This is a genomic window from Glycomyces artemisiae (assembly GCF_003002955.1).
Classification (GTDB): Bacteria; Actinomycetota; Actinomycetes; order Mycobacteriales; family Micromonosporaceae; genus Glycomyces; species Glycomyces artemisiae.
In genome coordinates, this window is record NZ_PVTJ01000001.1 from 607,596 (window position 1) to 628,601 (window position 21,006).

Consider the following 21,006-nt stretch of genomic DNA (forward strand, 5'->3'; position numbering starts at 1 on the left):
ATGGTGGTCCGAAGTGTAGACGGGGCCACCGACAGCGCCGCCGAAAACGGGTGTCGCCGGGCGTGGCGGGTGCGTATGCTCCCCGCGTGGATTTCGAGGGTTTCGAGGGACTGGACCACCGCGAGGCGGCGGGGCGGCTGCTCGCCGCGGGCTGGAACGTCTGCGGCGCAGGCGATTGGGCCTACGTGTGGCGCTCGCCGGACGGGCGGCTCGTGGCCCGCGTGTGCGCGTTCGAGCCGGGGTACGGGGTGTTCACTGAGCTGTGCGGGCTGCTCGCGGGGCATCCGATGCTGCCGCGGATCGACTTCGACGCGGAGCTGGCGGGTGGCGGTCGGATCACCGTCATGGAGGCGCTCAGGCCTGCCAGTGCGGAGGAGCGGGACTCTGTGATGGAACGCTGGGACGCGGCGGAGCCGGGCGATCCGGTCGCCGCGGTGCGGGCCGAGGCCGAGCGGCTCGATGCGGCGGCGGCCCGGGTGGTGCCGTTCTGGGGCGGGCTGGACCGGAACCCGGGGAACGTGATGAAGCGGGCTGACGGGAGCCTGGTGCTCGTGGACCTGTTCTACGCGAACGGGATCGAGATCTACAGGGCTTTGGTGGAGGAGCCCGCGGTCGTCGCCGCCGCGTTCCCTGCGGACCAGCGGGAGTTCATGTGCGACATCGCGGTCGTCGCTCGCGAGTCGACGCCGGAGGAGATCGCCGCCCTGCGCGCCGGGGCGGCCTCGATCAGCTGAGCCGCCTCATGCGGCGGTCGGCTCCTCCGCGCGGCGCTTTTGCGTCGCGCTCCAAGCGAATTGGAGTGCCGCGGCTACAGCCGCCACGACGATCAGCCCCGGAACGAAGACCTCGATGCCGATGAACCCGGGCGGATTGAAGTCAGGGTCGGGGCTGAAGAACAGCCAGTGGCTCCCGGCCGCGACCGCTGCGAGCAGGGCCGCGAGGAATCCGTACGCGATCCGGCGCTCGGCCCGCCGCCACACCGCGAGCGCGAGCAGGGCCGCGGCGGCGCCGTGCACCAGGACGAGCCATCCGGTCGGGTCGGCGGGGGCGACGGCGGAGCTGATGTAGATCGTGAGGAAGAACAGGGCCATCGCCATGACTGCGAGCCCGCCCGCTTCGGCGAGGAACGAGCCCGCGCCCGAGCGCGACCGCCTCCAGACCGCGAGCAGCAGCCAGCACGGCGGCATCGCCATGAGCACGAAGAAGATCGGGCCGACGAAGTGCTCCGTCCAGGTCCACGTCGCGCCGGTCCACATGTAGCCGAACCAGTCGTAGAACGAGACGACCCACAGGATCGGCGCGGCGATCAGGGCCGTCAGCGTGAGGGCGCGGCCCTGGGTGAGGAGCGCGGTGGCGACGGCCGCCCAGAGGGCGGCGAAGTCGAGGATGAGGCCGAGGGCCGCGTCCATCGGAGCGACCCAGCCGTTGTAGATCGAGGCCGCGACGAGCACGAGGACGAGCGGCCCTGTGGCCCAGGCGATGCGGTGCCCGAGGGTTCCGCGCGGAGTGTGCGTTTCGGTGTCCATGGGGCCAGTGTCCGCGCGGTCCGCAAGGGCCCGGCCGCCGAATCGGACACTCATTGTCGGTTCCCCACAACGGGTCTCGGCGAAATGCCCGGTTCGGCCCCCAGATTTTCTAGGATTCCTCCAGGCGTTCCGCCCCTTCGCCGGTGGCGATGAGCGGCATGAGGACGTGGTCGAGGAACTCCTCGATGACGTCGTCGGTGGCGGGTTCGGCGCGCGTCAGGAAGTAGTGCGTCAGCAGCCCCGGGGCGAGGTTGACGACGCGCGGGTGCAGCGCCTCGGGCTTGACGGTGCCGCGAGCGACGCCGTCCTCGTAGATCTTCGCGAAGATCCTGATGCGCGGCGTCTCGATGCGGGTGCGGAGGTCCTCGGTCACTTCGTCGGGGGTGCTCTTGAGCTCGCCTATCCAGCCGCGGATGGCCTCGCCGAACGGCGAGGCCTGCTGGCCCGCGATGTGGCGCATGACCTTGCGCATGTCGCCGCGCAGGTCGCCGCTGGGCTCGAACGAGGGCTCGACCTCGGTGGCCTTGTACCTGGCGGCGGCCTGGATGAGGCGGGCGCGGTCGGGCCAGCGCTTGTACAGCGACGCCTTGCCCGCTTTGGCGCGGGCGGCGACGGCCTCCATGCGCACGTTGGCGTAGCCGACTTCGGCGAGCTCGGCGAGCGCGGCGTCGAAGATGGCGTGCTCCAGGTCGTCGCCGCGCCGGCGGCCCGGTGTGGACTCGGTCACCACGATCCTTTCAATAGTGAACGATGCGTTCACTAAATGCTAGCTTAAAATAAGAGACGCTCCGTTCACTAACCTTGCGTCCCCCGGAAACCACCACGTACCAGGCCGCCGGGCCTTCACCGCGCCCGAAAAGCCTCTTCCCGAAACACCATAGGAGGCAGTCCTTTGACCGCCGTATCCGACGCTCCGCCGAAGGCGCCGATGACGCACCGCGAGGTCCTCCGGGCCCTCTCCGGCCTGCTCATGGTGCTGTTCGCCGCGATGGTCTCCTCGACCGTCGTCTCCGTGGCGCTCCCGCAGATCGTGGGCGACCTGGGCGGCACCCAGTCCCAGTACACCTGGGTCGTGACCGCCACGCTGCTCGCGTCGACCGCCTCGACCCCCGTGTGGGGCAAGCTCGCCGACCTGTTCGACAAGAAGCGCCTGCTCCAGATCGCGATCGTGATCTTCGCGGCCGCCTCGCTCGCGTGCGGGCTCGTGCAGAACACCGAGCAGCTCATCGCGCTGCGCGCCGTGCAGGGTCTCGGCATGGGCGCCCTCCAGGTCCTCGTGCAGGTCATCATCGGTGCGATGGTCAGCCCGAAGGAACGCGGCCGCTACAACGGCTATCTCGGCGGCGTCATGGCCGTCTCGACCGTGGGCGGCCCGCTCCTGGGCGGCGCCATCACGGACGCGAGCTGGCTCGGCTGGCAGTGGTGCTTCTTCCTCGCCGTGCCGATCACGGTGATCGCCTTCGCGATGCTCTCGCGCACGCTGCACCTGGACGAGACGAAGAAGACCGACACGAAGGTCGACTACCTCGGCGCGGTCCTCATCGCCGCCGGCGTCTCCCTGCTGCTCCTGTGGGTCACGTTCGTCGGCGACGACTTCGACTGGATCTCCTGGCAGACGCTCGCGATGGCGGGCGGCGCGGTCGCGATCCTCTTCGCGGCCGCGGTCGTGGAGACCCGCGTGAGCCAGCCGGTGGTCCCGCTGCACGTCCTCAAGCGCCGCGACCCGGCGCTCGCCACGATCGCGAGCCTGGCGGTCGGCATGGCGATGTTCGGCGGCTCGGTGTTCCTCGGCCAGTACTTCCAGATCTCGCGCGGCTTCTCGCCGACCGAGGCGGGCCTGCTGACGATCCCGATGATGTTCGGCGTCCTCGTCGCCTCGGCGGTCGCGGGCCGCATGGTCTCGAAGTCCGGCAGCGTGAAGCCGTACATCATCACCGGCACGCTGGTCCTCACGGCCGGATTCGCGATGCTCGCGACCATCGACCACGAGACGTCCCTGGTCTTCATGGGCTTCGGGATGTTCGCGGTCGGCGTCGGCGTGGGCATGTCGATGCAGAACCTGGTCCTGGTCGTCCAGAACTCGGTGCCGCTGCGCGAGCTCGGCGCCGCATCGGGCGCGATCACGTTCTTCCGCTCCCTTGGCGGCACGATCGGCGTCTCGGTCCTGGGCGCTGTCCTCGCGAACCAGGTCGCCGACAAGATCCGGGAGGGCCTGGCCGCCATCGGCATCGACGCCGCGGCTGCCGGTGGTTCCAGCTCCAGCCTGGACCTGGACGCGATGCCCGAGCCCATCAAGGAGATCGTGCGCGCCGCATACGGCGACGCCACGGGCCACCTGTTCCTCATCTCCGCGTGCATCGCGGCGGCGGGTTTCATCGCCGCGCTGTTCCTGACGCCGGTCCGCCTGCGCGAGACCGTCGACCTGGTCGAGGAGATCGCGGTGGGCGAGGAGACCGTCCTCGGCGCCAAGTAGCACCGCCAAGTAATCCCCGAGAAGACCACCGGGCCCGAGCACGCACCCGCTCGGGCCCGGTTTCGCTTGTCCCGGAAGGGCTCGGCGCGTCCGAGGCGCGGACCGGCCCGTCCGCGACGCGGGCGCGCGTCGTGTTCCCGCCGTGATCCCGCCTTTGTTCCGCCTCGCCCGGAGTGTCGGGTCCACGAAGGATGGAGGTCACGCCGGCCGGACACCCCGCCCGGCCATCCCTCAGAGGAGAACCGCATGACCGAACAACCGTTGCTCTCGCGGCGCCGCCTGCTCCAGGCCGCCGTCATCGCCCCCGCCGCGGCGATCCCCGTGCTCGCAGTCGGCAGCCCGGCGAGCGCCGAGTACCGGGGCCTCGTCTCCCGCGACGAGGTGATGACCCGGGCCCGCAACTGGTTCACCCGCAACATCCAGTACAACGGCGCCAGCCGGGCCAGCGACATCGAAGGCAGCCACACGTACCGGCAGGACTGCTCGGGCTTCGTCTCCATGGCCTGGCACACCTCCACCCCGGGCCACAGCACCAGGAGCATCCCCGACATCGCGGCCAAGATCGAGTGGAGCGAGCTCAAGCCCGGCGACGTCCTCAACTCCTACGACAACCACTGCATGCTCTACCACATGCGCGGCGACGACGGGAACATCTGGATCTACGACCTCGCGGACACCGCGAGCGACATGCGGCACAAGCAGGTGTCCCCCGCCTCGCTGCGGTCCCAGAACTACATCCCGCGGCGCTACCGGAACATCCGCGACAACTGACCGGCCACCGGCGGCGGGGCTCCGGCCCCGCCGCCGTTCGCTTGTCGCGGAACGGTTCAGTCAGAGCCGTAGATGAGGGCGACGATCTGGTCGGCGGCGGCTTCGGTGTCGTAGTCGGGGTCGGCGAGGCGTTCGGCGACGACGGCGTCGATGGCGCCGCCGGTGATGATCGCGAGGGTGCGGAGCTCGGCGTCGGTGCGGGGACCGAGGGCGTCTTCGGCGGCGCGGAGGAGGTCGGCGAGGGGGCGCCAGCGGGCGGCGGTGTCGTGGGGGGCGTCGCCGTGGGTCATGGCCTCGATGATCATGCGCGTGTGGCGGGGGTGCTCGCGGAGGTGGCCGATCATCGAGCGGACGTAGGCGGCGGGGGCCTGGTCGGGACCAGCCGCCTCGACTGCGGTGCCGACGTGCTCCACCAGTGCGCCGAGCACGTGCTCGTACGCGGCCTGGACCACCGCCGCTTTCGACGGGAAGTGGTACAGCACAGCGGCTTTCGTGATCCCGGCGCGCTCGGCGATGGCGGCCAGGGAAGCGCCCGCGTAGCCGCGGTCGGCGACCAGTTCGACCGTGACTTCCATGAGCTGGCTGCGGCGGGCGCGCTCGGTGAGCGTCAGCTCGCGCTCCTCCGAGCGCTTCGGGCGGGTTGTCATGACACTGAATTCTACCGTATGGTCAAATTACTTACCAATCGGTTAGGAGAATCATGGACGACGAGACGCTTGAGGCAGAACCCCAGGTCAAGCGCAGGCGCAGGCGCCGCCGCTGGCTCATCGCCGGAGGCGTGGCGGTCGTGGTCGTGCTCGCGGGGGCGTTCGCGCTGCGGACCCCGTCGCCGGTGGGCCATTGGCGCAGCGCCGAGGGGTACGACGCGTTCGTGGAGGCCTATGACGCGGCCTTCGCGGACATGCCCGAACCGGATGAGACCTTGGACGTGCGCACCGACTTCGGCGTCGTGCGCTTCTACCGGTTCACCGGGACCGGCGACGCCGCCGAGCCGCTCGTGCTGCTGCCGGGCCGCGCCTCGGCCTCGCCGGTGTGGGCCGGGAACCTGTCCTCGCTGCTGGCGATCGGCGACGTCTACACCGTCGACCTCCTCGGCGAGCCCGGCATGAGCGTCCAGGACCGGCCCATTGAGGACGACGCGGACCAGGCCGAGTGGCTGGACCAGGCCCTCGCCGGGCTGCCGGAGGACCGCTTCAACCTCGTGGGCGTCTCGATCGGCGGCTGGACCGCCGCGAACCTCGCTGTGCGCCAACCGGAACGCGTCGCCTCGGTGACCCTGGTCGACGCGGTCTTCGTCTTCGACGGCATGCCGGTCGGCACGATGATCCGCTCCATCCCGGCCTCGGTGCCCTGGTTCCCGAAGTCCTGGCGCGACGGCTTCAACTCCTACACCGCGGGCGGCGCCGAGGTCGAGGACGTGCCGGTCGCCGACATGATCGAAGCCGGCATGCAGCACTACCAGCTGCGCCTGCCCGCGCCCACGCAGATCACCGAGGACCAGCTCAGCGCGCTGGAGATGCCGGTCCTCGCGATCATCGCGGGCCGCTCGGTCATGCACAACCCGGAGACGGCGCGCGAGACCGCAGAGCGGGTCTTGCCGGACGGGTCCGTGGTCTTCTACGAGGACGCGACGCACGCGGTCAACGGCGAGCATCCGGAGGAGATCGCCGCGGATATCGCTGAGCTGCTTGGGGTTTGAGCGGGCTCAGATCCGGTACGGGGGGAGCAGCGCCAGTACGCGGTCGAAGTCGGCTTTGCGGCCGGGCCCGGTCCGCACGGTCGCATGGGCGCCGTCGGGCAGGACCCGGATGATCTCACGGCCGTAGGCGTACAGGCGCTCACCGGCCGGGGCGCCGTAGACGGAGTTCTTGAAGCCGAGGATGTTGATGATTCGCAGCTCGCCGCTCGCGGGGTCAAACACGCAGTACGGCTTGATGAACTGGAAGACGCCGAGCGTGATGAAGAAGGCCCCGGCGAACAGGAACCCGATGGCCCCCGGATTCCCCAGGCCGAACACCAGGGTGACGCCGCCGCCCATCACCAGCAGCCCGCCGAACACGACCACCGAGGGCGCGACCGGCTTGTACCGGACTTGGACTCGGTGGTCGTGTGGCGTATCGGGCTGCATCGCGGGATTGTATTCAGCCGCGTCCCGCCGCGCGGAGCAGACTGCCGAAGTCTGCGGTCTGAAGGTCGAAGATCGGGGAGGCGTCGCCGAGCTTCGAGTCCCGAACCTGGAAGCCAGAGGCGGCAGGGCGAGCTTCGACGCACTGAGAGTTCGAGTCGCCACTGCTCTTGCTGGACTTGCGCCACCCGGCTTGGCTCATAGCTTGAACTCCTTAATTGACCTGGCCATCTCATCCGTAGCAGCGAGTCTCGTCTTGTAGTGCTTAACGGACTCGGCCTCCTCGAAGTATAGGTAGGCGTCTTGCGCCTCCACGAACACGACATCAGGGTCGTGTTTGGCCGGGAACGACAGCAAGGTGAAGGGCAAGTGCATCAGCGACGGCGGCCCGGCCGAGAACGGGAGATACCGCACAGTGGCGTGATCGAGCGTGTCCGCTTCGATCAAGCGGCTGACCTGATCCGCGTCGCAGCCCATGCGGAGCACTGCTTCGCTCATCAGGAAGTCGAATTTGGGACCGCCGCCCTGCCAAAACGGGGCCTGAAGCTCTTTCCGAATGCGGACTTCCTTCTCAATCGCGGCTTCATCGAGTTCAGGGTTGCGATCGAAGAGCATCCGCATGGTGCTCTCGGACTGAAGCGGTCCGGGAACGAAGGTCGTTTCGTAGATGTTCACCGTGCTGGCATGGGCCTTGAGCTCGTTGAAAGCGTCGAAACCGAAGATTTCCCGACCGCGTGGCTGGGTCCAGGTGGTGGCGTCTGGACCGAGGCGCCAAAGGCGCTGAAGCTCGAACTTCTCCGCCTGTGGCATTCCATAGAGATCGCACAGGGTGCCGATGACCGGATAGGTCAACTGCGTGGCCTCGCCGTCTTCGAGCCTCTGCGCAGTTCGGGTGGATCCCACGGCGTCCACTATGTCCGGATGCCGGAGCGGCTTCTTGGCGGCCAGCCTTGCGAGCTTGAGCTTGCGGCCGATGAGTTTGCGCCGCATAGGAGTCTGTCGTGTCGTTTCGTTCCCCATCCGGTAAGTAAAGCAATGGTCACTGAAATCGCAACCCCTATCGGCCGTGAGTTCGATGTGGCGTCTGGCGTGTGGCGTGTGGGCTAACCCCAAACGCCGCAGCCTAGCGCCACAGCCTCGGGGCGCCGTCCAACTGCCACGCTCTGACCTGCGGTTTTGCTATTGATTCGGCTTCTCATGCGCCCTACTGTCGACACATCGCGAGTCGTTCCAACGAGAGGGGAAAGCGATGAAGGAGGCGCAGAGTCGGAAATCCGACCCATTGGCGCGGGGCGGGTTCACCGATGGGACCCATGAGTTCTGGGTGTACGCGACCACTGCGGACGCGCCGGATTCGTTCCAGGTCGCCGCAGACGGGAACCGGGCGGACATCGTCATGGTCGTCTCGGGCCTGAATACCGGTGCCCTGCACGCCACTTGGGGAGACGAGTGGCGCAGCCGCACGGCCGAATGGCAGGAGTGGGCGAAGTCCTGCGCCTTCCACGTGTTCGACAAGGGCAGCCTCCTCGCGGAGCCGAGGACCCGGTTCTGTGATGGCTGAGACGACCCTCGCCGACGGCTGGCTCGGCGACTTCAGCAGGGGCCCAGCGGTGTTCACCGTCTACCGGGTCGGCCCGGAGGAAGGCGGGCACCCGCTCGGTCCGCCCGAGTACCGCATCGAGTGCAACGACGGCGCGGGCCCGCGCGAGATCTGCCGCTTCTTCGGGGACACCGATCTGCCTGCCGAGTGGTTCGGCGCCTGGCAGAACGACCCGTGGTGCGACTGGATCCTGGCCCAGGCGAACAAGACCATCCGCAACCCTGAGCGGTGAGCGGCGTCGGCCGCCACCCGCGCGGCAGCTCGACCGCGTGACAGGGAACCGGGGCGGTGGACTTGGTGGAGTCCGCCGCCCCGATTTTCGTGCGTCTACTGCTTGCGGCGCTCCCGCTGCTTCCAGCGGTCCTCGCTGACCGGGCGCGACACCGCCTCCAGGAGCCGGTCGAAGTCGGCCTTGTCCGAGGTCCACCGGCTCACGGGACGGACTTTGCCGTTGAAGTCGACGCGGCGCAGGCGCGTTCCATCGCGTTCGAGGCGCTCGCGATTCGCGCCGCCGATGACCTGGCGTCGTGTGCCGAGAATGGCGGGGAAGACGATCGACCCGGTCGAGACGTCATAGACGCAGAACGGCCGGGAGAACGAATTGATCCCCATGTAGGTGAACAAGAGGGCGAGCACGAGGGCGTACCAGGAGGTGCGCGGATCGTTGAAAAGGTAGTAGATCCATACAACGAACAGCGCACCGCCGAAGGCCGTGCATCCGATCGAGGTCGCCTTGCTGTATCGGACGACGACGACCGAGTCGGGGGTACCGGACACAATATTCTCCTGTGGACCGAGGGGAAGGGCGACGCCACTGTATCCGCCCTCGGGCCCTGCGCGCCAGCGCGATTCGCGGCGCGGCCCTCAGCGTTCTATCGCGGGGCCGTGTTCGGGCGGGAGGGCCTGGACGAGGCGGGCGAAGTCGGTTCGGTCGGTGCCGGTGGGGCTGACGCGGTGGCGTTCGCCGTCGGGGAGTTCGCGGAAGACGCGGCGGCCGTCGAAGTAGACGCGTTCGCCTTCGGCGCCTGGGGTTCCCTTGCTGCCGGGGCCGATCGCGGCGAAGACCGTGAGCACGCCCGTGTCGGGCTGGAACAGGTACCGGGGGCGGAAGAACGAGCGCAGGCCGCCGCCGATGAGCGCCAGGCCCGTCAGGCCGATCGGCACGAGCACGGGGATGAACGGCGTGAACAGCGTGACCGCCGCGCACGCGAGAAGGACGAACCCGAGGACGGTCGTCAGTACGGACGCCTTGCGGGAGTAGCGGACTCGGATGAACCTGGAACCTTCGGCGGACGGCATCGCGTCTCCTGGGGGAAGAGGGCGGGGGCGTCTTCAGGATAGCGAGCGCGGGCCCGCTTCAGTGCCAGTTCTCCACGGCGAACACGAACCACACGGCGGCGGTGCCCGCGGTGAGCGAGGCCAGCGCCCCGGCTTCCATGGCCTCGTCGCGGTCGTAGCCGAGCCGGTGCCGCTCGCCGGAGGGTACGGCGGTCAGGTAGCCGCACGCGTCGATCTGCCACGGCGACGCGAGCGGCCGCGTCTTGCGCTTCACCCCCGGCACCCGCTCCGGCTGCTCCCGCCGCGGCCCCGGCTCGACCTGCGGCCACTCCCGGGCGAGGCTGCCGCGCTTGTAGACGGCCGTCTTCTGCGCGTACTGGAGCACCTTGTACCCCAACGGGATCCACTCGGCGAGGCCGTATCCGCCGGGCTCCACCCGCTCGGTGAACGCGTACGTGGACTGGTCGCCGCCGTAGACGATGTACTGCACCGCGGCCTGCGCCGTGTCGAACGGGTCGAGCCGGGCGGTCTCCGCAGGCGGATAGGGGTAGTGGTCCATGCGCCGAGTCTGCCAGCCGCCGTCAACATCCCTGGGGTGGGAACTTCCTTCCCACGAAAAGCCTTCTCTGGAAGGGAGCGCGATGCGGCCGTAGCGTCGAGGCATGACCAGTGACAACACCACCGCGAAAGCCAATCTGGGCCATGCCGCCGTCAACCGCATCGGCTACGGCGCCATGCAGCTCGCCGGTCCCGGCGTGTTCGGGCCGCCCGCCGATCCCGAGAACGCGAAGGCCGTGCTGCGGCATGCCGTCGCGTCGGGGGTCGACCACATCGACACCGCGCAGATCTACGGGCCCGACGTCGTCAACGACCTCATCCGCGAAGCGCTCCACCCGTACCCGGAGGGCCTGGTCCTGGCCACGAAGGTCGGCGGGGCCCGCGACGCGCAGGGCGGCTGGCTCCCGGCCGGGGAGCCGGACTCGCTGAAAGCGCAGGTGGAGGAGAACCTCCGCTCGCTGCGGGTCGAGCGGCTCGACCTGGTGAACCTGCGCCGATTCGAGCGCGACTTCCCCGACGCCCCGGCGCCCGCGCTCGCCGACCAGCTCGGGGCGCTGGTCGAGCTGCGCGACGAGGGCAAGATCGACATGATCGGGATCTCGAACGCCCGCTTGGAGACCGTGCGCGAGGCGATCGACCTCGCGGGGGTCGTGTGCGTGCAGAACGCCTACAGCATCCTCGACCGCACCGACGACGACATCGTGGACCTGGCGCGGGAGCGGGGCGTGGCGTTCGTGCCGTTCTTCCCGCTCGGCTCGGCGTTCCTCGCCGGGGGCGGGCCCGCGCGCATCGCCGCGGACGAGCACATCGGCGCCGTCGCCGCCAAGCACGGCGTGGCGCCCTCGCAGATCGCGCTCGCGTGGCTGCTCGCCCGGTACGAGCGGATGCTGCTCATCCCAGGGACGGCGTCGATCGCGCACCTCGACGAGAACCTCGCGGTCGGCGCGATCGAGCTCGACGCCGAGGACCTGGCGCGGCTCGACAAGGTCCAGCCCTAAGCGGCCGGGACCGCCGTCTCGGCGACGAGCGCGCGCAGGGCGTCGAGCTTCTCGGCGTCGGGGCCTCCCGGCGGCGCGGAGCAGACGATGATCCTGACGTTCGAGCCGGTGACCATGAGGGTGTCGCAGTCGATCGTGAGGTCGCCGACGACCGGGTGGTGGACCGTCTTCACCATCGCGCTGTGGGGCGCGGCGCTGCCCTCGTCCCACAGCGCGGCGAACCGCGGGCTGCGGGCCCGCAGGGACGCCACGAGCGTCTGGAACGCCGGGTCGTCGCCGAGGTCGCTCGCTGAGAGCCGCAGGTCCGCGACGAGCGCGCGCTCGAACACCTCGCCGCCGCCGTGCGGGGTCGCGATCAGGGACGACGCGCCTTCGATGAAGGTCCGCTCGACCAGGTTCGACCCGACGGCCTCGGCGGGGGACGGCAGGTCGAACAGGGCGCAGAGCAGGCGGTTCGCGTACAGCAGCGTCCAGTCCGCGGTGAAGACCGCGAGCGGCTGGCCGGTGATGCGCGAGACGATGCGGCGGGCGGCATCGGGGACCTCGACGGACACGGTGCCGGGCCCGGGAGGCAGGTGGTTCGCGGCGCGGAACAGTAGCTCGGTCTCGCTGTCCGAGAGCCGCAGGGCCCGCGCGAGCGCGGTGACGACCTGCGCGGACGGGGTCCGGAAGCGGCCCTGTTCGAGCCTGACGATGTAGTCGGCGCTCACTCCTGCGAGCGCGGCGAGCTCTTCGCGGCGCAGGCCCTTGGCGCGGCGCCTGCCGCCCGCGGCCATCCCGGCGTCCTTCGGGTCCATGCGCTCCCGCCAGGTGCGGAGCAGGCTCCCGAGCGTCTGGATCTCAGAGGACGACATGCATCGATTCTAGGCCGCGCGTATCGGCGGTCAGTAGTTCTGCCATTCGGATTCGACGAGGTCGAGGATGACCGGGTGCATGAGGGTCGACGGGGGCATGTCCATGCGGTCGCGGTCCGGCTGGAACACCTGGGCGGCGTCGAGCAGTTCGGGGGTGAGGGACTGGAACGGGCCGACGGAGGTGTCCAGGCCCAGTTCGGGGGCGGCGCCGTCGGCCTGGACGAGGTGGAAGCCCCAGTCGCCGAAGGAGGGGACCGAGACCCAGTAGGGGGTGGGCTCGTACCCGGCGGCTTCGAGGGTGGAGGCGATGGTCCAGTAGGTCTTGGGGGCGAAGTAGGGGGAGCCGCCCTGGACGACCATGCGGCCGTCTTCGGCGAGGTGGTCGCCTGCGAGGCCGTAGAACTCGGTCGAGTAGAGCTTCGCGGTCTCGGTGGCGTCCGGGTCGGGCATGTCGACGACGATCACGTCCCAGGTGCCGGTCTGCTGGCGCAGCCAGGTGAACGCGTCCTCGTTGACCACCGTGACCTTCGGGTCGTCCAGCGAGTCTTCATTGAGCGCCACCAGGTCGCCGAAGTCCTGCGCGAGGTCGGTGACCGCGCCGTCGAGGTCCACGAGCGTGACGGTCTCGACGTCGTCGTACTTCAGGATCTCGCGCACGGCGAGGCCGTCGCCGCCGCCGAGGACGAGGACGTTCGCGTGCGGGCCGTTCATGGCCGGGTGGACCAGGGCCTCGTGGTACCGGTATTCGTCCACTGAGGAGAATTGCAGGTCGCCGTTCAGATACAGCCGTAGGTCCTGCTCGCCGAACGGCGACGCCGACTCGGTCATGACGATCTGCTGGTACTGCGAGTCCTCCGAGTACACGATCGGCGCCGCGTAGAGCGCCTGGCGCGCATCGGTCTCGAACTTGTCGGTGTACGCGAACGCGGCCACCAGGAGGAGGGCCGTCAGCCCCGCGACCAGGCCGAGGAGCTGCTTCGCCAGCTTCGACAGGTCGCCGCGGAACAGGACGAAGATGAGGAGCACGCCCGCGACGGCGTTCACCGCGCCCACGATGAGCGCGCCCTGGATCTGCCCGAAGAACGGCAGCAGCACGAACGGGAACGCGAGCCCGCCGATGAGCCCGCCCAGGTAGTCCGCCGCGTTCAGGTCCGCCACGGCCGCGCCCGCGGCCTGCTCGCGGATGCGTTGCAGCAGTTCCATGAGCAGCGGGATCTCCGCGCCGATCAGCAGCCCGATCGCCGCCGCGACAACTACCAGCGGCAGCGAGTACAGGTCGGTCCACGCGAACGCCGCGTACAGCAGCATCACGCTGAAGCCGCCCAGCAGCGCCAGCACCAGCTCCACCGCCGCGAACGCCAGCGCCGGCCACCGCCGCAGCGGCTTCGCCGCCAACGCCCCCAGCCCCATCGCGAACACCATGATCGCCAGGACGATCGACGCCTGCTTCGCGGTGTTCCCGACCAGGTAGGCGCCCAAGGTGATGAGCGCCAGCTCGTACACGAGGCCGCATGCCGAGACCGCGAACGCGGTGGCGAGCAGCCCGAAGCGCGCCAGGCGGACCCGGCGCGCGCTCAACGTCGGTTCGGCCGTCCGAGGGGTGTCGGACGCCGCGATCAAGACAGTGCCATCGCGATGACCCCGCCGAGCGCGAGGTGCATCGCCGCGTTCACGAACACCGCCGGGTGCAGCTCGTCCTCGGTGAGCGTCTCGCCGAGCTTCCCGGGGGTGAGCCAGTCGAGGATCAGGAACGCGATCGCCATGGCGCCCAAGCCGATCACGCCGTACACGAACGTGGAGACCACGCCGCGGAGCACGCCGCCCTCAGAGGCCCAGATCGCGCCGACGACGATCAGGCCCACGCCGATGACGTTGGAGGCCAGCAGGATCGCGGCGTTCTTGTTGCGCTCGGTCCAGATCTGCTCGCCGAGCCTCCCGGGGGTGAGCCAGTCGGTGACGAGGTAGCCGAGCACCATGAGCGCGATGCCCACGACGCTGTAGGCGACGGCGCCGACAAGGGGGCCGAGGACGTCGCGGCTGAGCTCTTCGATCATTGGAGGCCGTGCCTTTCAGGAGTGCTTCGGTACATGTGCGTTACTTGCCGGAACCGGGGCCGCCGCCGCGGAACGGCGACGGGGGCGAGGACGACCAGCCCCACAGGATGAACACCGACGAGTAGTGGTTGTACCCGGACCGGTAGTCGTGCAGCAGGATCTTCGAGCCGCCGCGGTACGGGGAGACGGCCACGATGTGCTTGGAGTACTGGAGGTAGTAGACGCCGCCCGACGAGCGCTCCTCGCGCGCCTCGGCGTCGTCGTCGATCTGGTCGGCGACCGTGGCGGGGGACAGGCTCGACGTGTACGCCTTGCCGCCGCCCTCGTCGAGGTTCGAGGCCCGGTCGTAGTGGTCGCGGATCGTGGCGGTGGGGTTGTTGAAGTTGGAGTTCATCAGGAACACCCCGCCGCAGCACAGCGCCAGCACGACGACGATCGCGGTCCAGTGCTTCCAGTTCAGGCCGCGGGAGGCGGGGGTGTGCGGCTGCTGCTCATCGGTCATCGGCGGTCCTCAGCGGTCTCTCGGGGTTCGGGGTCAGCTTACGGCGGCGACGCTGCTGACGGTGGTCACGACCTCGCCGTACTGCGGGTACGTGTGGACCGTGCGCCACGTCAGCGGCTCGGTCCCCACGACCTCCAGCGCGGTGAGCGCGTCGGGGTCGCCGCCGAACAGGCCCACGAGCAGGTCCGGTTCGGCGGTGCGCTGCACGGCCCGGTCGCGCAGGGCCCGCACGCGGGCGCGCAGCTGCGGGACGGTGAGGGTCTCGACGGTGCACTCGTAGCGGTGCCGCCAGGCGCCGACGCGCTGGCTGAACGTCTCGGGCAGGTCGGGGCCCAGGTTGGTGCGGTAGGCGAGGGTCTCGGCGAGGAGGCCGTCGGGGGTGGCGACGACCGCCTGGTGGCTGGCGCCGAGGAGGCGCAGCGACAGCCGGAGGGGCCCGGCGTCCCGGTCCATGCGGTCGAGGACCGGCATGGGCGGGGCGTCGGGGCGGAAGGTGAGCGAGGCGGCCGAGACGTCGGCGAACGGCACCTCGATGTGCGCTATCAGTGGGTGCTCCGGTGGATGGGGATCGGCGAGCGGACGGGCTTACGCCTCGTCGCTCTGGTGGTAGATCGTGATCTGGTTGCGGTCCAGGGTGAGGCCCTTGGCGAGCTCCCACTTGGCGCCGTCGCCGAACGACTCGAACGAGAGCTTCTGCCCGTCGGGCCCGGCGTAGTCGTGGTACTTGACCGACCCGGTCGGCGCGAGCCCGGTGGTGGCCTCGGACGTGTACCGCGCGGTGCCCTTCTCGTCGGACCGGTACGAGACGCCCTCGTGACTGAGTTCACGCGGCCCGGGCTTCAGGTCCGTGTCGGTGATCTCCTCCCAGAGGACGACCTCCAGGTCGGGGTCGGCCTCCACCGACAGCCAGCGCTTCACGCCGGTCCCGGTGTCGAGGAAGTGCTCCGACCAGCGGTAGTCGCCCTCGGAGAGGCGCAGCGAGCCGCGGACGGCGAGGGTCTTGCCGTACAGCTCGACGAGGTCGGCGGCCTTGAGGCGGCGGGGGTCGCCGCGGAGGACGTCGGTGTCGGCGTCGGCGAACGGGTCGACCGGCCCGCGGGCGGCGACGGGTTCGTCCTTGCGGGTGTTCCTGCGCCAGAGCCACCATCCGAGGGCGGCCAGGGCGATGATGATGAGGACGACCCAGATCATGGTGCTGCCTTCGCGTTTCGGGGGGTGCTTCGGTGGCGGGATGGTTCCTTCGATCACTCTACCGTCGCGTCGGCAACACCGGTGTCACCCGTGCGCCATGTGGGGAACCTACGATCTAGCCTGGAAGCGGCTCACAATGATGTGGGTCTGACGTGATTCGGACTGGAGTGTCGAGACGTGTTGGCGTTCATCGGAGACGAAGAGTTCCGCGAAACCCTCCCCGACCGGGAGGAACTGCTGACCGAGGCGGCCCGACTGGCCGGATCCGACGAATCGCTCGCCCGGCTGGTCGAGCTGTACTGGAGCCTCGTCTCCGACGACGACCTCGTCGGCCGCTCCGCCCAGCAGCTGCTGGAGACCACTGCGCACCACCGCCGCATGGCCGAGGTCCGCGCCCGCGGGCAGGTGTGCCTGGAGATCGACTGCCCCGACGACGCCGAGGGCCCCGACGCGGCCTCCTCGACGCGCGTCGACCTCGTCTGCGACGACTCCCCGTTCCTGGTGGACTCGCTGACGGGCCTGTTCAACCGGCACGGCATCGACATCGCCGTGTTCGTGCACCCGATCGTCCCGGTCCGCCGCGACGCCGACGGGAACCTCCAGGAGGCCCCCGCCGCGGGCGGGCACGCCGAGTCGTGGATGCACATCGAGGTCCAGCGGCTCTCCGACGCCGAGGACATCGAGCGGCTCGAAGCCGAGATCGAAGTGGTCCTCTCCGACGTCGCCGCGTGCGTCGCCGACTGGCAGGCCATGCGCGCCAAGGCCCTCGACATCGCCGCCGACCTCGAAGGCGCCGCCTCCGGCACCGCGGGCTCGAACCCGCTCCCCGTGCCGCCCAAGGACATCGACGACACCGTGGAGCTGCTGCGGTGGCTCGCGGACGACAAGTTCACGTTCCTGGGGTTCCGGCAGTACAAGCTCACCGGCGAAGGCGACGACCAGGCCCTCGCCCCGCTCGCCGAGACCGGCCTGGGCCTGCTGCGCAAGGCCCCCGCCTCGCCGCGGCCGCTGTCGTCGTTCAACGCCGACGCGCGCGCCCAGATCGGCACGAAGCGGCTCCTGGTCATCACCAAGTCGAACGCCCGCTCCACCGTCCACCGCACGTCCTTCATGGACTACATCGGCGTGAAGACCTTCGACGCCGACGGCGTGCCCGACGGCGAGCTGCGCTTCCTCGGCCTGTTCACCTCCGCCGCGTACCTCTCGTCCGTGACCGACCTGCCCGTCGTCAAGCGGAAAGTCCAGGACGTGCTGGAGCGCTCGGGCGTGACCCTCTCCTCCCACTCCGGGAAGGACCTCGTCACCGCCCTGGAGACCTACCCGCGCGACGAGCTGTTCCAGGCCCGCACCGACGACCTGTACTCGACGTCGATGGGCGTGCTGCGCCTGGCCGGGCGCCGCCGCCTGCGCCTGTTCGCGCGCCGCGACGTCTACGGCCGCTTCTACTCCTGCCTCGTCTACCTGCCGCGCGACCGATACAACACCGAGAACCGGCAGAAGATCGAGGCGATCCTGCGCCGCCGCCTCCACGGCAAGGCCGTCGACTACGACGCCCGCGTCACCGAGTCGGTGCTCGCGCGCCTCCACTTCGTCGTGCGCATCGACCCGTTCGCCGAGCACCCCCCGGTCGACGTCGAGTCGATCCAGGCCGAGCTCGCCGACGCCACCCGCTCCTGGGACGCCGACCTCGCCCTCCAGCTCGACCACCACGTCGGCGAGGGCCAGGCCCGCACCCTCTACAAGCAGTACGCGAACGCGTACCCGCCCGCGTACAAGGCCGAGCACTCGCCCATCGACGCCGCCAAGGACATCGCGAAGCTCGAACTGCTCCGCGAGGCCGGCGACATGGAGCTCCAGCTGTTCCGCCGCGGCGGCGACGACGCCGACGTCCACTTCAAGCTGTACGCCTTCGACCAGCCCGTCGGCCTCTCCGAGGCCCTTCCGGTCCTGCGCGACCTCGGCGTGCGCGTCGCCGAAGAGCGGCCGTACCACATCAAGCGCGCCGACGGCACCATCCACCTCCACGACTTCGGCCTGGAGCTGCCCGGCAACGCCGCCGAATCGGTGCCGCAGCTGCGCATCCGCTTCGAGAACGCGTTCCGCGCCGCCTGGGCCGGGGAGGCCGAGTCCGACCGGCTCAACGAGCTCGTCATCCACGCCGGGCTCACCTGGCGGCAGGTCGTGGTGCTGCGCGCGCTCGCGAAGTACCTGCGCCAGTGCGGGTTCGTGTTCTCGCAGGAGTTCATCGCCGCGACGCTCGGCGCGCACCCGGAGATCGCCGCGAACCTGGTGCGGCTCTTCGAGGCCCGCTTCGACCCGCGCGTGGGCGCCGACCGCGGCGCCGCCGTCGCCCGCATCGACGAGGCGCTCGCCGAGGGCCTCGCCGGGGTCCCCTCGCTCGACGCCGACCGGATCCTGCGCGCGTTCCTGACGCTCATCCGCTCGACGCTGCGCACCTCGTACTTCCAGCGCGGCCACGCGGGACGCCCGAAGGAGTACGTGGCGTTCAAGTTCGACGCGCGCGCGATCGACTTCCTGCCCAAGCCGCGGCCGATGGTCGAGGTGTTCGTGTACTCCCCGAACTTCGAGGGCGTCCACATGCGGTACGGGAAGGTCGCGCGCGGCGGCCTGCGCTGGTCGGACCGGCGCGAGGACTTCCGTACCGAGATCCTCGGGCTCGTGAAGGCCCAGGAGGTCAAGAACACCGTCATCACGCCCGTGGGCGCTAAGGGCGGGTTCGTCCTCAAGAAGGAGTCGTTCGCCGACCGGGCCGCGTTCCAGGCCGAAGGCGTCGCCCGGTACCGCGAGTTCATCTCGGCGCTGCTCGACATCACCGACAACCGCGACGCCGACAACACGGTCGTGCCGCCGCCGAACGTCGTGCGCCACGACCCCGACGACCCGTACCTGGTCGTCGCCGCCGACAAGGGCACCGCGACGTTCTCCGACATCGCGAACTCCGTGGCCGCCGAGTACGGGTTCTGGCTCGGCGACGCGTTCGCCTCCGGCGGGTCCGTCGGCTACGACCACAAGAAGATGGGCATCACCGCAAGGGGCGCTTGGGAATCGGTCAAGCGGCACTTCCGCGCCGAGGGACTCGACACGCAGACGCAGGACTTCACCGTCGTCGGCATCGGCGACATGGCCGGGGACGTGTTCGGCAACGGGATGCTGCTCTCCGAGCACATCCGGCTCGTCGCCGCGTTCAACCACATGCACATCTTCATCGACCCGAACCCGGTCGCCGCCGTCTCGTTCGCGGAGCGGCGCCGCCTGTTCGACCTGCCCCGGTCCACGTGGGCCGACTACGACAAGTCGCTCATCTCGGCCGGCGGCGGCGTGTGGGAGCGGGCCGCGAAGTCCATCCCGGTCTCCGACGAGGTGCGGGCCGCGCTCGGCATCGACGCCGACGTCAAGGACATGACCCCGCCCGAGCTCATCCGCGCGATCCTCACCGCGCCCGTCGACCTGCTGTGGAACGGCGGCATCGGCACGTACGTGAAGTCCTCCCTCCAGTCCGACGCCGACGCGGGGGACAAGTCGAACGACCCGGTGCGCGTCAACGGCGAGGACCTGCGCTGCCGCGTCGTCGGCGAAGGCGGGAACCTCGGGTTCACGCAGCTCGGGCGCATCGAGTACTCCCAGTCCGGCGGCCCCGAGGGCACCGGCGGGCGCATGAACACCGACTTCATCGACAACTCCGCGGGCGTCGACACCTCCGACCACGAGGTCAACATCAAGATCCTGCTCCGCTCCGCCACCTTGACGGGCCGCATCGACCCGGCGAGCCGCGACAGGCTGTTCATGGACATGTCCGACGCGGTCGCCGACGCCGTGCTCGCCGACAACTACGGCCAGAACATGGCCCTCGCCAACGCGATCCGCCTCAACCGGCGGCTCCTGCCCGTCCACTCCAGACTCATGAAGCACCTGGAGAAGACCGTCGGCCTCGACCGCGAGATCGAGGGCCTCCCCAGCGACAAGCAGCTCAAGGAGCGCGCCGCCGCCGGGTCCGGGCTCACCGAGCCCGAGCTCTCGGTCCTGCTGTCGTACGTGAAGATCTGGGCCAAGCGCGCCGTCCTCGACTCCGACCTGCCGACCGAGGACTGGACCGCGCCGGTCCTGCGCGAGTACTTCCCCGCGCCGCTGCGCGAGCGGTACGCCGACCTCATGGCCGAGCATCCGCTGCACCGCGAGATCGTCACCACCGCGGTCGTCGGCGAGGCCGTCAACCGCGGCGGCACCACGTTCTTCTTCCGCATCGCCGACGAGACCGGCGCCGACGTCGTCGACGTCCTCCGCGCGTACGTCATCATCCGCGACGCCTTCGGCCTGCCCGACCTGTGGCGCCGCATCGAAGCGCTCGACAACCAGGTGCCGCAGGAGGCCCAGGTCGCGGCCATGCTCGTCATCCGGCGGCTCCTCGACCGCGGCGTGCGCTGGCTCGTGCAGCACCGGCGCGGGCACCTCGACGTGACCGCCGAGACCGAGCGGCTCCGCCCCGGGCTCGCCGTCCTCCAGCCGCTGCTCCCGGTGCTGCTCACCGACTCCGAGGCCGTCGGGTTCGAGGAGTTCGTGGACCAGCTCGAAGACCAGGGCATGCCCGCCGAGATCGCCCGCGACGCTTCAGCGCCGATCTTCGGGTTCGGGCTCGTCGACGTCGTCGAATGCGCGCGCCTCCTGGAGACGGACCTGGAGACGACCGCGAAGGTCTACTACGGGATCGCCGCTCGCGTGCACCTCGACGAGATCCTCAACCAGATCTCGGCGCTGCCGCGCACGAACCGGTGGCAGACCCTCGCCCGGTCGGCGCTGCGCTACGACCTGTACGGCGCCATGGCGGGCCTGACCGCGAGCGTCCTCCAGGCGAAGCCCGGGACCGACCCGGCCGAAGCCGTCGACTCGTGGGCCGAGCGCAACGCCGCCGCGATCGCGTCCGTGCACGAGGCCACCGAGGAAGCCGAGCGCTCGGATGAGAAGCTCGCGGTCCTGTCGGTGTCGCTCAGGCAGATCCGCGGCCTCGTGGAGACCGACGGCGATTGACCGCTCACACGCGCCGGTGGCGTGTGGGGACCC

23 protein-coding genes are annotated in these 21,006 nt (G+C 69.9%); 8 read left to right on the forward strand and 15 right to left on the reverse strand.

Annotation, left to right across the window (positions count from 1 at the left end):
* Positions 1-86 precede the first annotated feature (86 nt).
* Positions 87-734, forward strand: a complete 648-nt coding sequence (locus B0I28_RS02835) for a hypothetical protein (RefSeq protein ID WP_146147948.1) — start codon at positions 87-89, stop codon at positions 732-734.
* A 6-nt stretch (positions 735-740) separates the two neighbouring features.
* Here B0I28_RS02835 and B0I28_RS02840 read toward each other — a convergent pair whose 3' ends face one another.
* Complete coding sequence (locus B0I28_RS02840; RefSeq protein ID WP_106362276.1) at positions 741-1,526, reverse strand: hypothetical protein; 786 nt, start codon at positions 1,524-1,526, stop codon at positions 741-743.
* A 109-nt stretch (positions 1,527-1,635) separates the two neighbouring features.
* Positions 1,636-2,253: a TetR/AcrR family transcriptional regulator gene (locus tag B0I28_RS02845; RefSeq protein ID WP_181245611.1), complete on the reverse strand. Its 618-nt coding sequence runs from the start codon at positions 2,251-2,253 to the stop codon at positions 1,636-1,638.
* Between the two features lie 201 nt (positions 2,254-2,454).
* Here B0I28_RS02845 and B0I28_RS02850 point away from each other — a divergent pair, with 201 nt between their 5' ends.
* Both B0I28_RS02850 and B0I28_RS02855 read left to right on the forward strand, forming a co-directional pair.
* Positions 2,455-3,999: an MFS transporter gene (locus tag B0I28_RS02850; RefSeq protein ID WP_106362620.1), complete on the forward strand. Its 1,545-nt coding sequence runs from the start codon at positions 2,455-2,457 to the stop codon at positions 3,997-3,999.
* A 246-nt stretch (positions 4,000-4,245) separates the two neighbouring features.
* Positions 4,246-4,770, forward strand: a complete 525-nt coding sequence (locus B0I28_RS02855; protein ID WP_106362278.1) for an NlpC/P60 family protein — start codon at positions 4,246-4,248, stop codon at positions 4,768-4,770.
* A 56-nt stretch (positions 4,771-4,826) separates the two neighbouring features.
* Here B0I28_RS02855 and B0I28_RS02860 read toward each other — a convergent pair whose 3' ends face one another.
* Positions 4,827-5,417 carry a TetR/AcrR family transcriptional regulator gene (locus B0I28_RS02860; RefSeq protein WP_106362279.1) on the reverse strand — a complete coding sequence of 197 codons (591 nt, stop codon included), beginning with the start codon at positions 5,415-5,417 and terminating at the stop codon, positions 4,827-4,829.
* Positions 5,418-5,470: 53 nt separating this feature from the next.
* On the opposite strand from B0I28_RS02860, the gene B0I28_RS02865 reads away from it, so the two are divergent.
* Entirely contained in the window at positions 5,471-6,469 is a 999-nt protein-coding gene (locus tag B0I28_RS02865; RefSeq protein ID WP_106362280.1) for an alpha/beta fold hydrolase, read from the forward strand.
* Between the two features lie 6 nt (positions 6,470-6,475).
* Here the strand turns inward: B0I28_RS02865 and B0I28_RS02870 are convergent, their stop codons facing one another.
* Genes B0I28_RS02870 through B0I28_RS02880 form a run of 3 tightly spaced genes read right to left on the reverse strand, consistent with a single transcriptional unit; the run spans position 6,476 to position 7,885 of the window.
* The gene (locus tag B0I28_RS02870) at positions 6,476-6,898 is read right to left on the reverse strand and encodes a hypothetical protein (protein ID WP_146147949.1); all 423 of its coding nucleotides are present in this window, start codon (positions 6,896-6,898) and stop codon (positions 6,476-6,478) included.
* Positions 6,899-6,911: 13 nt separating this feature from the next.
* Positions 6,912-7,097, reverse strand: coding sequence for a DUF397 domain-containing protein (locus tag B0I28_RS02875; protein ID WP_106362282.1), 186 nt, complete (start codon positions 7,095-7,097; stop codon positions 6,912-6,914).
* Entirely contained in the window at positions 7,094-7,885 is a 792-nt protein-coding gene (locus B0I28_RS02880) for a helix-turn-helix domain-containing protein (protein WP_106362283.1), read from the reverse strand. Before B0I28_RS02880 ends, B0I28_RS02875 begins: the two co-directional genes overlap by 4 nt.
* A gap of 334 nt (positions 7,886-8,219) precedes the next feature.
* Between B0I28_RS02880 and B0I28_RS02885 the strand changes: the two genes are divergently transcribed.
* Positions 8,220-8,456, forward strand: coding sequence for a hypothetical protein (locus tag B0I28_RS02885; protein WP_146147950.1), 237 nt, complete (start codon positions 8,220-8,222; stop codon positions 8,454-8,456).
* Positions 8,449-8,727: a hypothetical protein gene (locus B0I28_RS02890; RefSeq protein WP_106362285.1), complete on the forward strand. Its 279-nt coding sequence runs from the start codon at positions 8,449-8,451 to the stop codon at positions 8,725-8,727. The genes B0I28_RS02885 and B0I28_RS02890 overlap by 8 nt, the downstream gene beginning before the upstream one ends.
* 95 nt (positions 8,728-8,822) lie before the next feature.
* Here B0I28_RS02890 and B0I28_RS02895 read toward each other — a convergent pair whose 3' ends face one another.
* The 3 genes from B0I28_RS02895 to B0I28_RS02905 all read right to left on the reverse strand — a co-directional run bounded on the left by B0I28_RS02895 (position 8,823) and on the right by B0I28_RS02905 (position 10,332).
* A complete protein-coding gene (locus tag B0I28_RS02895) occupies positions 8,823-9,272 on the reverse strand; it encodes a hypothetical protein (RefSeq protein WP_106362286.1) in 450 nt (149 codons plus the stop codon).
* Positions 9,273-9,359: 87 nt separating this feature from the next.
* On the reverse strand, positions 9,360-9,794 hold the full coding sequence (locus B0I28_RS02900) for a hypothetical protein (RefSeq protein WP_106362287.1): 435 nt from the start codon (positions 9,792-9,794) through the stop codon (positions 9,360-9,362).
* Between the two features lie 58 nt (positions 9,795-9,852).
* Entirely contained in the window at positions 9,853-10,332 is a 480-nt protein-coding gene (locus B0I28_RS02905) for a hypothetical protein (protein WP_106362288.1), read from the reverse strand.
* A gap of 103 nt (positions 10,333-10,435) precedes the next feature.
* Between B0I28_RS02905 and B0I28_RS02910 the strand changes: the two genes are divergently transcribed.
* Complete coding sequence (locus B0I28_RS02910) at positions 10,436-11,329, forward strand: oxidoreductase (RefSeq protein WP_106362289.1); 894 nt, start codon at positions 10,436-10,438, stop codon at positions 11,327-11,329.
* Here the strand turns inward: B0I28_RS02910 and B0I28_RS02915 are convergent.
* From B0I28_RS02915 to B0I28_RS02940, 6 genes are read right to left on the reverse strand one after another with little or no spacing between them, the layout of a single operon-like run.
* Positions 11,326-12,183 (reverse strand): helix-turn-helix domain-containing protein, encoded by an 858-nt coding sequence (locus B0I28_RS02915; protein WP_106362290.1) that lies wholly within the window; start codon positions 12,181-12,183, stop codon positions 11,326-11,328. The two genes, B0I28_RS02910 and B0I28_RS02915, sit on opposite strands and share 4 nt — an antisense overlap.
* 30 nt (positions 12,184-12,213) lie before the next feature.
* On the reverse strand, positions 12,214-13,761 hold the full coding sequence (locus B0I28_RS02920) for a polyamine aminopropyltransferase (RefSeq protein WP_219926516.1): 1,548 nt from the start codon (positions 13,759-13,761) through the stop codon (positions 12,214-12,216).
* Positions 13,762-13,799: 38 nt separating this feature from the next.
* Positions 13,800-14,237: a DUF350 domain-containing protein gene (locus tag B0I28_RS02925; RefSeq protein WP_106362291.1), complete on the reverse strand. Its 438-nt coding sequence runs from the start codon at positions 14,235-14,237 to the stop codon at positions 13,800-13,802.
* Positions 14,238-14,277: 40 nt separating this feature from the next.
* Positions 14,278-14,739, reverse strand: coding sequence for a DUF4247 domain-containing protein (locus B0I28_RS02930; protein WP_106362292.1), 462 nt, complete (start codon positions 14,737-14,739; stop codon positions 14,278-14,280).
* A gap of 33 nt (positions 14,740-14,772) precedes the next feature.
* The gene (locus B0I28_RS02935) at positions 14,773-15,267 is read right to left on the reverse strand and encodes a DUF2617 family protein (protein WP_181245612.1); all 495 of its coding nucleotides are present in this window, start codon (positions 15,265-15,267) and stop codon (positions 14,773-14,775) included.
* Positions 15,268-15,324: 57 nt separating this feature from the next.
* On the reverse strand, positions 15,325-15,930 hold the full coding sequence (locus B0I28_RS02940) for a DUF4178 domain-containing protein (RefSeq protein WP_106362294.1): 606 nt from the start codon (positions 15,928-15,930) through the stop codon (positions 15,325-15,327).
* Between the two features lie 177 nt (positions 15,931-16,107).
* On the opposite strand from B0I28_RS02940, the gene B0I28_RS02945 reads away from it, so the two are divergent.
* Entirely contained in the window at positions 16,108-20,973 is a 4,866-nt protein-coding gene (locus B0I28_RS02945; RefSeq protein ID WP_106362295.1) for an NAD-glutamate dehydrogenase, read from the forward strand.
* The last annotated feature ends 33 nt before the right edge of the window (positions 20,974-21,006 follow it).

Excerpts from the sequence above, each read along its gene's own strand:
- B0I28_RS02880 (WP_106362283.1), bottom strand. The coding sequence starts at position 7,885 with ATGCGGCGCAAACTCATCGGCCGCAAGCTCAAGCTCGCAAGGCTGGCC.
- B0I28_RS02840 (WP_106362276.1), bottom strand. The coding sequence starts at position 1,526 with ATGGACACCGAAACGCACACTCCGCGCGGAACCCTCGGGCACCGCATC.
- B0I28_RS02860 (WP_106362279.1), bottom strand. The coding sequence starts at position 5,417 with ATGACAACCCGCCCGAAGCGCTCGGAGGAGCGCGAGCTGACGCTCACC.
- B0I28_RS02905 (WP_106362288.1), bottom strand. The coding sequence starts at position 10,332 with ATGGACCACTACCCCTATCCGCCTGCGGAGACCGCCCGGCTCGACCCG.
- B0I28_RS02925 (WP_106362291.1), bottom strand. The coding sequence starts at position 14,237 with ATGATCGAAGAGCTCAGCCGCGACGTCCTCGGCCCCCTTGTCGGCGCC.
- B0I28_RS02875 (WP_106362282.1), bottom strand. The coding sequence starts at position 7,097 with ATGAGCCAAGCCGGGTGGCGCAAGTCCAGCAAGAGCAGTGGCGACTCG.
- B0I28_RS02890 (WP_106362285.1), top strand. The coding sequence starts at position 8,449 with ATGGCTGAGACGACCCTCGCCGACGGCTGGCTCGGCGACTTCAGCAGG.
- B0I28_RS02910 (WP_106362289.1), top strand. The coding sequence starts at position 10,436 with ATGACCAGTGACAACACCACCGCGAAAGCCAATCTGGGCCATGCCGCC.
- B0I28_RS02900 (WP_106362287.1), bottom strand. The coding sequence starts at position 9,794 with ATGCCGTCCGCCGAAGGTTCCAGGTTCATCCGAGTCCGCTACTCCCGC.
- B0I28_RS02915 (WP_106362290.1), bottom strand. The coding sequence starts at position 12,183 with ATGTCGTCCTCTGAGATCCAGACGCTCGGGAGCCTGCTCCGCACCTGG.
- B0I28_RS02850 (WP_106362620.1), top strand. The coding sequence starts at position 2,455 with ATGACGCACCGCGAGGTCCTCCGGGCCCTCTCCGGCCTGCTCATGGTG.
- B0I28_RS02930 (WP_106362292.1), bottom strand. The coding sequence starts at position 14,739 with ATGACCGATGAGCAGCAGCCGCACACCCCCGCCTCCCGCGGCCTGAAC.
- B0I28_RS02940 (WP_106362294.1), bottom strand. The coding sequence starts at position 15,930 with ATGATCTGGGTCGTCCTCATCATCATCGCCCTGGCCGCCCTCGGATGG.
- B0I28_RS02865 (WP_106362280.1), top strand. The coding sequence starts at position 5,471 with ATGGACGACGAGACGCTTGAGGCAGAACCCCAGGTCAAGCGCAGGCGC.
- B0I28_RS02855 (WP_106362278.1), top strand. The coding sequence starts at position 4,246 with ATGACCGAACAACCGTTGCTCTCGCGGCGCCGCCTGCTCCAGGCCGCC.
- B0I28_RS02870 (WP_146147949.1), bottom strand. The coding sequence starts at position 6,898 with ATGCAGCCCGATACGCCACACGACCACCGAGTCCAAGTCCGGTACAAG.